Source organism: Pectobacterium sp. A5351, assembly GCF_028335745.1.
Lineage (GTDB): Bacteria > Pseudomonadota > Gammaproteobacteria > Enterobacterales > Enterobacteriaceae > Pectobacterium.
The window spans coordinates 3560354-3571454 of the sequence record NZ_CP116477.1; the positions used below are offsets into that span (position 1 = coordinate 3560354).

An 11101-nucleotide genomic window follows, 5' to 3' on the forward strand; every position below is an offset into this window, starting at 1 on the left:
AAAAACGACATGGCTCACACGTTATTTGTCTTAATCGTTTCGTTATTCCGGCAACAAGACTTTCGCCGCCGTTTACGGTCTATTTGCCGCTTCTGTGTCTTGTATAAAGCCCGTAACTATTGATCTTCTTCTTCCAGACCGGCCTCTTTTCGGAGTACCTCATCCAGTTCCACCGCGTTGATAGCAACCCGATTGACTGACGAGGCATGCAGCAGGCCACCCAACGACAGGCCGCCCAGCAGGCTTACATCTTTCCCCTGACGGCAAATCTCAACCACGATCATAGTGGTATTTTTGCTGCCTTCTTCGCGGTCTCTTTCCGGCAGTTCAGGAAGATATTCTTCACCCGACAGCGTTTCACTTTCCGCACACAGCGCTTCTACCGTGCCCCTGCTCAACTGCCAGTACAATTCACCGGTCTGGCGCACGTTGCTGATTAACAGTTGGTAGTTTCCTGCGCCTTCCGTTGGCAACACCGTATCGAGCAGCCCTTGCAAGCCTTTCTCATCGAGCTTCTGCTGCATCGCTACTATTGACGCGATGGCACCCGCACGTTGTTCCATGCGCGTGCGCTCCAACCCGACGGTATAGAGATCCGCACATAGCGACCCAATCGCCAACACAATAGGAAACGCTAACGCTGTTTCTACTGCGGTAGATGCGCCGCGAGAAAACCAGAAGCGGCGGAGCCCATTCAGTAAACGACGGGGTTTCCATGAACGACGGGTTTTCAGTAAAACATCAGTCATTGCGCAGTTCCGTCCCAAACACATGTTTGTACTGGTAGCGGAACGTGTCTCCCAGCGTTAACACTTCCGGCAGCGGCGTGATAAACGCCTTTTTAATCTGCACCGTCACGGACCACACTGGCAGCGTCGTCGTTTCCTCGCCATTGGGATTGTCCTGACTGCTATTGCCGTTGGTCAGCCCGCCAAGCTGGCTCAGATTGTCGAAGTGCAACACGCTGACGGTTAAATCGTCTTCCTTGAGGTAGCCATACCCCGCTTCAACCATCCGCGCCTTTAGGCGGGTACTCATCTGCTCCGCGCTGTCCGACGCGAGATTATCGAGGCGGAAAGCCTGCACGGCTTTATCCAGCGCGGCGCTTCCGGCGGCAATCACCAGCCCGATGCGCGCCAGTTCAAACAGCATCATCACCCCGACCAGCACCACCGGTACCAGAAACGCCACTTCCGTCGCGATCACACCGCACGTGCTGCGCCAGTGGCGTTCATGGCGCGGTACGATACTTTGCACGATGCCTCTATCACGCCACGGGCCGAGATTACGAAGCCACGCCATTACTCAGGAGCACTCAATTGCAGGCGTTGACGGCTGGATAACAGCAGCGCTTCACCACGGGATTTATCCTGCTGCATCTGCTGTAAACGCTGGTTCAGTTCGTCGATCAGACCATCAATACGCTGTGGCTGGGCAATGGTCGCCAGCGCCGCACGCGCGTCAGTGTCTCTGCCCTCGGAGAGGTAGGCCAGTGCCAGATTCAGCCGACCGGTCGCGTTGCTCTCATCCACCGAGCGCAGCAGAGAAATGGCGTTGTCCGCGTTGCCGCTTGCCAACCAGGAGAGCGCCAGATTATTGAGTGCCGCCACATCGGCAGGATTCACCTGCAATGCTTTTTCAAACAGCTGGCGTGCTTCGGCGTGCTTACCGGAAGCATCCATCACCACGCCCATGCCATTGAGAGCGCCCGCGTCGTTCGGCTGTGCTTTCAACGCACAGGAAAAGTCGGTTTGCGCCATCGCATTACGTCCTAACGCCAGTTGCGCGCGCCCCATGCCCAGACACACCGCGAGTGCTTCTTCTGGCGTCATTTTGCTGGCATCGCCGCCCAACGCCTGGCGTGCTCGTCCGTACAGCTCCAACGTTTGCTGTGGCGAGCGAACCAGAGCGGCCACGCTGGCATACTCCAGTATCTCAGCACCTTTCAATGCATCACGGCTATCCAGACGCGCATACACTTCCGTTGCCGCTTCAACACGCCCCTGATCGCGCAGCAGGCGTGCCAGACGCAGCCCCTCATCCTTACTGCCTTTAATCGCCATCGAGCTGCCGCACCCCACCAGCACGGTACTGACAATGAGCAGTGCCAGCATGGACGCACCGCGCTTAAGTTTTGCTACCAGATCGACCATTTTCGCTCACTCCATCGGTTGTAACCCTGGTGATTCCCGGTACATACCGGGAATCGATGTTTTAAAATCGATATTTTTCAAACAACATCAAAATCAATGCCCTGAAAATAACAAGCTACTGCGCCAACAGGCGAACCACCCGCACCAGCGCAGGCGACGCCATAATGGCGATAATCGGCGGCAGAATCAGCGCCATCAACGGCACGCTCAACTGCGCAGGGAGCTTGCCTGCTTTCTCTTCCAGACTCAGAATCAGCGTCTTGCGGCTTTCATCCGCTATCGTGCGCAGTGCCTGAGACAGCGGCGTACCGTAGCGCTCTGCCTGAATCAGCGTCGCCACCATGCTTTCAATCTCACTGACGCGGGTACGCTCTGCCAGATGCTTCATCGCCAGCGTACGATCTGACAGGATCTGCAATTCTGCGGCGGTGTAGTGCAATTCATCCGCCATTTCCGGTGAAGACAGTCCCAGCTCTTTCGATACCACCTGCAACACGCGCCCAATCGGCAGACCGGCTTCGGCACAGACCACCATCAAATCCAGTGCATCCGGCACCGCGCGCGCCAGCTTTTCGCCCCGGCTTGCCGCACGCCATTTCAGCCACCACTCCGGCACCATGGTACCGACAAAGAAACCAATCAATCCCGCAGCAACACCTGTCAGCCCCGCACGATCAGCGGGCGGTAACCAGCCCCACACCAGCGCGATAGCAAGCAGCGCTCCGGCGGCAAATTTCCCCATCACTAACCAGCCCACCGCTTCGTTGCGGCGGATCCCCGCCAGATCCAGCAGGCGGCGCAGATTGCGGCGATCGCGCTCCGATCCCGACAGGCGCTCGCCCTGTGTGGCCAGCGGCTGCAACAGCTTTTCCAACAGGGGAGATAATGTGGTTCCCTGGCCTCTCAGGATGTTTTCCTGAGAGGCCGCCTCTATAGAGGCCGTGGGCAAATGCCCGCGCATGCGAATTTCCAGTTGCTTGTATTGCTGCGTTTTATGCTGCATACGTGCCAGATAAATCCCCGCCACCATTAGCACGAGCGCCAGCAGCAGTAAGGGATCGTCAAAAACAGTCATGAATGGCTCTCCCTTTACCCAATTCGCTTAACCATAACGTGCGTGATCAACATGCCGACCGAGACGCTGCATAAGGCATAAATCAGCACCGACGTTCCCACTGGATCGGAGAACAAGAAACTGAAATCTTCCGGTGACTTCATGTACAGATAGGCCAGACAGCCGGGGAACAGCGCGGCGACAATCTTGGCGGATGCCCGCGCCTCGGACGTCTTGGATTGCACTTTGAGTTGCAGCTCACGACGTTCACGCAGCGTGGCAGACAGACGCTCCAGCGTTTCGCCCAGTCGCCCACCGGCTTCCTGATTGATGATCAGAATCACCACGAAGAAACGGTATTCGGACATCGGTACCCGCGTAGCCGAGGCCTGAATCACCTGACGCAACGGAATACCCAGCCGCAGCCAGTGATCGATCGTCTTGAATTCATTTGCCAGCGGCCCAGCCAGATGTTCAGCAACAATTGCAAACGTATTCGCCACCGGCACACCGGCACGACAGCTACGGGTAATGGCATCAATCGCTTCCGGCAGGCTCTCGCGCAGCGCTTTCAGGTGTTTCTGCAACGTCGAACGGAACAGCAGCAGGCCGATGCTGATAAACAGCAGCAGCGTAAATACCAGACCCATCGTGAGCGGCAGCAACGTACGCTGTCCCAGAATCATGCCGAGGATCAGGCAGACCGCCGCCAGCGCCAGAGAACGCTGAAGCAGGTTCTTTTTCCAGCCGATGAACGCCATCTGCGCCCAGAGGATCGCCAGCCAGCGCCCAATGACAGGAATGCCCATCAGCGGCGTTTTGATCTCATCACGCAGGATCGAATCAGACGCCACCGCCGCAGCCGACGGGCTGACCTCGTTCAAAATCTGCTGCCAGCGCTGTTCACGCTGCGTGCGCTGCTGCCGTGATTTTCTCCAGGCGTTGACCGCCAGAAGCAGCATCAGCACGCTGCAAAACACCAGCAGCGTAATCAGGTTCAGACGTGCGTCACTCATCGGCGTCTCCTTCGTCCGTCACGGCGCATCAAACAGGTGCGATTTGTCGCTGTAGAACTGCGGACGCTGGATGTGCTGCACATATTCCCCCGTCAACAGGCCCTGTCCATCCATCCCCTGAATGTTGAAGCTGAACAGATCCTGAAGCTGGATCACTTCGTTCTCCATGCCGCACACTTCGGTAATGGACACCACGCGGCGCATGCCGTCGCGCATACGTTCGATCTGCACGATCAGGTGCACCGCGCTGGCGATCTGACGGCGGATCGCCATCAGCGGTAACTGCATGTTCGCCATCATCACCATGTTTTCCAGACGCTGTATCGCATCGCGCGAGGTATTGGCGTGTACCGTACACAGCGACCCGTCGTGGCCCGTGTTCATCGCCTGCAACATGTCAAAGCTCTCGCCGCCGCGCACCTCACCCAGAATGATGCGGTCAGGGCGCATACGCAGGGCGTTACGCATCAGATCGCGCTGATCGACGCGGCCAGTACCTTCGGCGCTGACAGGACGGGTTTCCAGCCTGACCACATGCTCCTGCTGCAATTGCAGTTCGGCGGCATCTTCGATAGTGATAATGCGGTCGGTACTGCCGATCTTCTGCGACAGCGCATTCAGCAAGGTGGTTTTCCCCGCGCCCGTTCCACCCGAGACAATGACGTTGACGCGCGCCTGCATCGCTTTGTTCAGGACATCCGCCATCGCGTAGGACATGCAGCGACGCTCTGCCAGCATTTCCAGCGACAGGTTGCGGCGCATAAATTTACGGATCGAAATCGTGGTGCCGTCGATCGCCAGCGGATACGTGATGACGTTGACGCGGCTGCCGTCCGGCAGACGCGCATCCACCATCGGGCTGGCTTCGTCGATACGGCGCCCCACCGCCGCGGCAATACGCTGCGCGGTGTTAAAGACATGCTCTTCATCAATGAAGGTAATCGACGACAGCTCCAGTTTGCCAAAACGCTCGACAAACACCTGACCGGCGCCGTTGACCAGAATATCGTTGACCGTGTCATCCGACAGCAGCGGCTGGATCGGCCCGATCCCGGTCATTTCATCCAGCATTTCGGCGGCGATGGCTTCCTCTTCCTGCCGGGAAAGCTGCAAACGCTGCTCATCACAGATGCGGCGGATCACCGTTTCGATCTGCACCAGCAGCTTGTCACGCCCCATCATCGCCGCTTTACCGGCATCGATCTGATCGTAGAGCTGTGCGCGGATAATCCGGCGCTGGCTGGTCCGATTATCCGTCTGGCGGGCAGCCGGAGCGGTGCCCGAAGCCCCATTCGCCGCAGGCTGTGTGCGATTCTCCGCAGCCGGACGCGTTTTCAGTTCTGCCACGTTGGCAGCAGGCGCAGGCTGAGGCGTGCTTTTTCCTGCTTCGCTTTTTTGCAGGTTATTCTTGCGAATCAACATAATCCTGAACCTCAAAAAACAGTCCGTAACCCTAAAATAATCCGTTCATCTTTGAAAAACGGCGCACGCTGAACATCATCAGGCGCGTTTTAACCAACGTGAGAACCAGCGTTTTTCCGCCGGTCTGGCGCGCACGCCGCAGGCCAGATCGACCAACTGGCGCAAGCCCTGCTGGAAAGCAGGTGCCGCAGACAGATTCAGTGCGCCGAGCGTCAGGCTCTGCGCCAACGCCTGACCCGCATTCGGTAATACGACATCAATTTTCCGGCCAGTAAATTGTTCGAACTGATCGCGACTGAGCGGCGCGGCTGTGGCAAAACGGCTCTGGTTATGCACCAGCAACAGGCGTTGCCCTTCGCTTTCGTCGCCGATCTCATTCAGCACACGCCGTACATTACGCGCGTCCTGAAGCGTCAACTCCGTCACGATGATGCGCAGATCCGCGTAAGTCAGCACGTCCAGCGCCCCGGTCGGGTAGCTGCTGGGCAGATCCCAGATCACCTGATTGAACATACGGCACAGCGCACCACCGAGGTTCAGTACGTTATCTACCTCAACCGGGCTCAACTCGCCCAGCTCTGGCTTCTGCGCCAGCAGGTGCAGGCGGGTATCCACGCGCAGCATGGCGCGCTGTAATAGTCGGGTATCCAGCTCCTGTGTCCCCAACACCGCCGCCAGCCCCGCGTCATCGGTTTGCCCTTGCAGCAGCAGTTGGTCGCCGTTACGGCGGTCAAAATCCACCAGCGCGACAGGCAAATGACGCTCGCCGGACAGCAGGCGGCTTAGCCCCATCGCCACGGTGCTTGCCCCACTGCCGCCGCTGGCACCGACAACCGCAATCGTCCTGCCCATACGGGCATATTCCGGCCCAGCCTGTTGGCCTTCACACTTCGCCAACGTTGCCGCCAGCAGATCCAGCGTGAACGGCTTCACCAGATAGTCCACCACGCCAGCCTGAAGCAGCGCGCGGTATAAGCCGACATCCTGCTCTTTGCCGATAGCAATCACCTGGCTGGTGGGGCCGCAGACGCTCAGCAGCTCTTCCAGTGCGGGAAGCGGCCAGTGCTCTGCCTCCAGATCCACCAGTAAAATACGTGGAGGGACGTTCAGTTCGCACCATTGACGAGCGGCAGTAATACCACCGGACATCACCGGAACATCGGGCTGTTTCAGACGGGTGAAGAGATCGCTGATATCGGCCACATCGCGCGCGTCATTGGCAAACGCCACCAGCGGTAGCGCCAGTTCTTCACCGTCGTTAGGGGTAATTTCACTCATGGAATGTCACGCCCTTAATCTTCTTCAAAGTTAATGTCGATGAGCTCTTTCACTTCACCCTTGTGATAGCGTTCGATGCTATTGACCGCCGCGACACCATCCGCATCGTCCAGCGCTTTCGCCTGAATCAGATCGCGTGGTTCAGACACCATCATCGCCAGATTGTTTTGCGTGGCGCAGCCGAGAGAACCAATGGCTTCATAGGGCTTCACCATTAGCTGATTGGGGTCATTGATCGTGCAGCGGGTGGTTTTGACCACCAAAGCCTCGGAGATCACTTCCAGATCACCGTTCTGACCGCTCGCGGTAGAGCGGCGCATCTGTTTCACATTCTGTGGATTCGCGCCGGCATTTTTCAGCACGGTCGCCAATCGCCCGGCCATCTGTTCACCGCTCGCACTGTGCGGAATCAGCGTCAGCGTCTGTGCCGATAGCCGCCCTTGATCCTTCAACATGATATTGAGCTGCTTCAACGACTCAGGGAGGAACCCCCGTCCGTTCGGCGCGGCCAATAACGGTACGGACACCGATGAAGGCTGGACGGCGATGGGCTGAAGCCCTGGCTGGTCAAAGCGCTGCATACGTACATCGTTAATCGGCTTATTCCATCCGCATCCTGCCAGGAGAAAAACGGCGGTAAGCATCGCTGCCCGCAGGTGCAGCGGGCGGAACGGAGGCTGATTGTTGTTAATCGTGGTCATATTCATTGCCCCTCGTGGACTTAGTAGAGATAGCCGACAGATGCAGAGCGCGGCATGGAGGCATCCAGCATTTTCACGCCTTGCCCCGGCGTCTGAAGATCGCCCGCATTAACTGGCTCAACCACATAGGCGGTCGCGATAATCACCAGTTCCGTTTCTTCCTGGCTGGTGGCTTCGCTTTCAAACAGGCGACCAAACATCGGGACGCTACTGAGCCCCGGCACGCCGTTGATCGTCTGGCTACCCGCACTACGCAGCATCCCCGCCAGCGCAAAGCTCTGCCCGCTAGCCAGCTCTACCGTGGTATCCGCACGACGTACCGTTAAGGCAGGAATGCGCGATCCGCCTTCCAACTGTACGGAACCCACATCCGTGAGTTCGCTGACTTCCGGCGCAATGTGCAGGCTGATGCGATTGGCAGACAGCAGCGTCGGCGTCATACGCAGTATCACGCCGTAGGATTTGTAATCGATGCTGACGCTGTTATTGGTGACCAGAACGATGGGGACTTCACCACCCGCGGCAAACGCCGCCGTTTCCCCGGACATCGCCGTCAGATTAGGTTCAGCCAATACCGTTGCCATGCCCTGTTGGTTCATAGCAGTTAATAGTCCGCTCAATCTGGAACGTCCGAAGTTCAGGAAACCCGCATCCGTTGGGTTAGAAAATCTTCCGGTCGTGGCATTAAACAGGTTTAGACGCGATCCGCTGCCTGCGGTCATGTTGCCGCTGCCGGTGCTCAATGACGCCGCCCAGTTGAAGCCCAGTTCACTGGTCAGCTTGCGAGACACTTCCACCACACGCACCTGAATATTGATTTGCGAAGGCGTTTTGATTTTGAGTTGGTTGATCACCTTGCCGGACGATTCGCTGGAGCCTGGCAGTTTTTCGCCACCACCTCCACCGCCGCCCTGCCCGCCGTTTGAGGACGCGCTGATGTAAGCCTGCACGCTGTCGATAACGCGTTTGGCATCCTGCGGGGTATCGACGCTACCGCGTACAATCACACCGCTGGGAATCGAGGCTTCCAGTTGGATATCCGCACCGGGGAATTCACGCTTCATGCGTTCACCCAGCGCTTTCAAATCATGCTCGGACACCAAACGAATCGCGTTGATGACATTGCCATTTTCATCCATCGCGTAGAGCGTGGTGGTACCGACACTTTTGGCGTAGACAAACAGGTTACCCGGTGAAGGCAGTTCAAAACTGGCGATATTCGGATCGGCCACCAGCACGCTGTCCGGCAGCGCATTGAGATGTAACAACCGTCCCTGATTCACAGTCAAGCGCACTTCATCCGTGACAGGGGCAACAGAGACGCCAGCAGCCAGCGTGGTCGCAGGCAACATCATCGTCGTCAGCGTGACAGGCAATACCACATTAAACAGGCCAGCGATCAGCAACCGTTTGCACGTATCCCGAAAGTCCGATTTCAAAAACAGCGAAAACATCGTCATTTACTTAATTTCCGTAATGGGCTTCATTTTTCCATGAGCAACTCGCGGCTCCCCGCAGGCTGTCAGATGGCGTACTCGTCTTATCGGGAGGGGAACGTCACCACGTCTTTTTGCTCAGCGCGATAGATTTTCACTTTGCGTTCACCGGATCCTGCTGATAGCACCCCGTAGATATCGGTCGCGCGCGGAACCGTGGTCACATGGGGTCGCCCTGTCGCTGGATCGACTACATCATCCAAATCAGCACTGCGTAGCGCCAAATGCAGAATGCCCAGTTCTTTGGCAACGGCTAACGCTTCAGCCTGCTGAGGCGTGACTTCCAGCGTCACAGTTTGATAGGTGGCAGGACGGGAGCGCACGGCGGGCTCACGGCTTTTGGCCGTGGCATCAAGCGCCGCGCCATCTTCCATCGCATCCAAACGTGGGTATACCGGCGTACCGGTTCTGTCATTCAGTGCCAATACGCGTAAATCGCGAACAATGGTTTGTGACGCCAGCAATGGCATCACGACAGGTTGGTTACGGCTTGCGGGTAACTCCGACTGATCGTCTCGTCTCATGCTGAGGATCACATCAACACGATCACCTGCTGATACTAGCCCTGCATTGCTCGCAATGGCGCTAGTGGGAACGGAGATAGCCCGCATCCCTTTATGTAGCACAGCGGCAACAAAGCCCGGTTCATTAGGCTTAACCAATACGTTACTGGTCAACGGTGCACCTTCCGCGACGGTTTCACGCAGCGTTGCGCCGAACAGGAGCGACTGGCTGTCTTTACCGCGAACAAAGTTAAAGGAACGAGAAACCGACTCATCTGTCTCCTGCCAACGCAGAGAGGAGGAGTCAAGAAAATCACCGGGATGCAGGTTTTTAGCCGCCACTAAAATAGCGGTTTTTTCCGGTACTTTAACCACTACAGGAGGCGGCGCTGGAGGTTCCGAAGAGAGATGGCTACGTACCACCAGCGCAACAATGCCTGCCAGAACGAGCGCGCCTGACAGTACGTATGTAGAGTTCACTTTCATTTCAACTTGCCTACCCTAGCGTGTGTGTCTTAAAGCTGCGACAGAATTAAAACAAGGGAAAAATCAGGACATACATCGCACCAAACGCAATGGCGACGCCGTAAGGTATGCCTTGAGAAAGATCGGCGGGCAACGCGGGTGGCATAGGCAACCGACTCTTGAATATCCGGTTGGTGGTTTGAATGCCCATCGCCACCGCTGTGGGTACGGTATTGAGCAGCGGCAGGCTAAGCGCCAAAACACCGCCAGCCAGCGCCGTCACCATGACGAAAACGATCTGGTGCCCTTGCCCAACCCACAGGCACAGCACGCTCATCAGTTTCACATCCCCGGCACCTAGTCTGCCGGTGAGGAAAAGCAAAAACCCCACAACCAGTACTGCCGCCGCACCAGGCAGCGCCCAAAGCGTTTTTCGTAGTGCCAACATATCTACCGCACCGGATTGCAGGACGTGTGAAGCGCTGAAGAACAGCCAGCCCAGCAATAAAATCAGTACCGCCCGATTGGTAATTTTGCGTACTAACAGGTCGGTACTGATACACCACAGCAGGCAGCCCATCAGCAGCGCCGTCTGCGGCCAGTGCACATAATCCGCCATCGTGTGCTTATTTCGCTGCGCCGGAGGTACCGCCGCTGGTGCCCGTGCCGGTAATTTGATCGGCGATTTGGCTGAATTTCTCATTCAGCGCTTTCACGAAGATACCGTCGCCGCCAAAAATAGCGCCAATTGCAGCCGCCATTGCCGCTGCAAGAATGCCGTATTCGATTGCCGTTACACCGCTTTCGTCACGCAGGAAAGAACGTAATTTTGCTTTCATGTTTTTCATGGGAAGAGCCTCTAATTCGCAGCCAAAGAAATCATGGCCTACTCGGGAATTCGGGGGCGCCATGATGATAATAAGATTAATAATGAGACTTATTATCAAGCGTCGCAAGCAGCAGAACATTAATATTCGTTAATCTTTCCATGCAAAAAATTATCAATATAAATC

General features: G+C 56.8%; 12 protein-coding genes. All 12 read right to left on the minus strand.

Features of this window, described 5'->3' with window-relative positions:
- Positions 1-116 precede the first annotated feature (116 nt).
- The gene (locus O1Q74_RS16380) at positions 117-749 is read right to left on the minus strand and encodes a TadE/TadG family type IV pilus assembly protein (protein WP_271874666.1); all 633 of its coding nucleotides are present in this window, start codon (positions 747-749) and stop codon (positions 117-119) included.
- A complete protein-coding gene (locus tag O1Q74_RS16385; RefSeq protein ID WP_271874667.1) occupies positions 742-1302 on the minus strand; it encodes a hypothetical protein in 561 nt (186 codons plus the stop codon). The genes O1Q74_RS16380 and O1Q74_RS16385 overlap by 8 nt, the downstream gene beginning before the upstream one ends.
- Entirely contained in the window at positions 1302-2153 is an 852-nt protein-coding gene (locus tag O1Q74_RS16390; RefSeq protein WP_271874668.1) for a tetratricopeptide repeat protein, read from the minus strand. The genes O1Q74_RS16385 and O1Q74_RS16390 overlap by 1 nt, the downstream gene beginning before the upstream one ends.
- A gap of 115 nt (positions 2154-2268) precedes the next feature.
- Positions 2269-3228: a type II secretion system F family protein gene (locus tag O1Q74_RS16395; protein WP_271874669.1), complete on the minus strand. Its 960-nt coding sequence runs from the start codon at positions 3226-3228 to the stop codon at positions 2269-2271.
- 14 nt (positions 3229-3242) lie between these two features.
- On the minus strand, positions 3243-4223 hold the full coding sequence (locus O1Q74_RS16400; RefSeq protein WP_271874670.1) for a type II secretion system F family protein: 981 nt from the start codon (positions 4221-4223) through the stop codon (positions 3243-3245).
- 18 nt (positions 4224-4241) lie between these two features.
- Entirely contained in the window at positions 4242-5645 is a 1404-nt protein-coding gene (locus O1Q74_RS16405) for a CpaF family protein (protein ID WP_271874671.1), read from the minus strand.
- 78 nt (positions 5646-5723) lie between these two features.
- On the minus strand, positions 5724-6923 hold the full coding sequence (locus O1Q74_RS16410) for an AAA family ATPase (protein WP_271874672.1): 1200 nt from the start codon (positions 6921-6923) through the stop codon (positions 5724-5726).
- A 14-nt stretch (positions 6924-6937) separates the two neighbouring features.
- On the minus strand, positions 6938-7624 hold the full coding sequence (locus O1Q74_RS16415) for a CpaD family pilus assembly protein (protein WP_271874673.1): 687 nt from the start codon (positions 7622-7624) through the stop codon (positions 6938-6940).
- Positions 7625-7644: 20 nt separating this feature from the next.
- The gene (locus O1Q74_RS16420) at positions 7645-9084 is read right to left on the minus strand and encodes a type II and III secretion system protein family protein (RefSeq protein ID WP_271874674.1); all 1440 of its coding nucleotides are present in this window, start codon (positions 9082-9084) and stop codon (positions 7645-7647) included.
- Positions 9085-9164: 80 nt separating this feature from the next.
- Complete coding sequence (gene cpaB, locus O1Q74_RS16425; RefSeq protein WP_271874675.1) at positions 9165-10109, minus strand: Flp pilus assembly protein CpaB; 945 nt, start codon at positions 10107-10109, stop codon at positions 9165-9167.
- A 46-nt stretch (positions 10110-10155) separates the two neighbouring features.
- Complete coding sequence (locus O1Q74_RS16430) at positions 10156-10707, minus strand: A24 family peptidase (RefSeq protein WP_334311414.1); 552 nt, start codon at positions 10705-10707, stop codon at positions 10156-10158.
- A gap of 7 nt (positions 10708-10714) precedes the next feature.
- Positions 10715-10936, minus strand: a complete 222-nt coding sequence (locus tag O1Q74_RS16435) for a Flp family type IVb pilin (RefSeq protein WP_010285252.1) — start codon at positions 10934-10936, stop codon at positions 10715-10717.
- Positions 10937-11101 lie beyond the last annotated feature (165 nt).

Coding starts and splice junctions, on each gene's coding strand:
- O1Q74_RS16415 (WP_271874673.1), bottom strand. CDS start 7,624: ATGACCACGATTAACAACAATCAGCCTCCGTTCCGCCCGCTGCACCTG.
- O1Q74_RS16395 (WP_271874669.1), bottom strand. CDS start 3,228: ATGACTGTTTTTGACGATCCCTTACTGCTGCTGGCGCTCGTGCTAATG.
- O1Q74_RS16405 (WP_271874671.1), bottom strand. CDS start 5,645: ATGTTGATTCGCAAGAATAACCTGCAAAAAAGCGAAGCAGGAAAAAGC.
- O1Q74_RS16380 (WP_271874666.1), bottom strand. CDS start 749: ATGACTGATGTTTTACTGAAAACCCGTCGTTCATGGAAACCCCGTCGT.
- O1Q74_RS16390 (WP_271874668.1), bottom strand. CDS start 2,153: ATGGTCGATCTGGTAGCAAAACTTAAGCGCGGTGCGTCCATGCTGGCA.
- O1Q74_RS16435 (WP_010285252.1), bottom strand. CDS start 10,936: ATGAAAAACATGAAAGCAAAATTACGTTCTTTCCTGCGTGACGAAAGC.
- O1Q74_RS16385 (WP_271874667.1), bottom strand. CDS start 1,302: ATGGCGTGGCTTCGTAATCTCGGCCCGTGGCGTGATAGAGGCATCGTG.
- O1Q74_RS16430 (WP_334311414.1), bottom strand. CDS start 10,707: ATGGCGGATTATGTGCACTGGCCGCAGACGGCGCTGCTGATGGGCTGC.
- O1Q74_RS16420 (WP_271874674.1), bottom strand. CDS start 9,084: ATGACGATGTTTTCGCTGTTTTTGAAATCGGACTTTCGGGATACGTGC.
- O1Q74_RS16400 (WP_271874670.1), bottom strand. CDS start 4,223: ATGAGTGACGCACGTCTGAACCTGATTACGCTGCTGGTGTTTTGCAGC.
- O1Q74_RS16410 (WP_271874672.1), bottom strand. CDS start 6,923: ATGAGTGAAATTACCCCTAACGACGGTGAAGAACTGGCGCTACCGCTG.
- cpaB (WP_271874675.1), bottom strand. CDS start 10,109: ATGAAAGTGAACTCTACATACGTACTGTCAGGCGCGCTCGTTCTGGCA.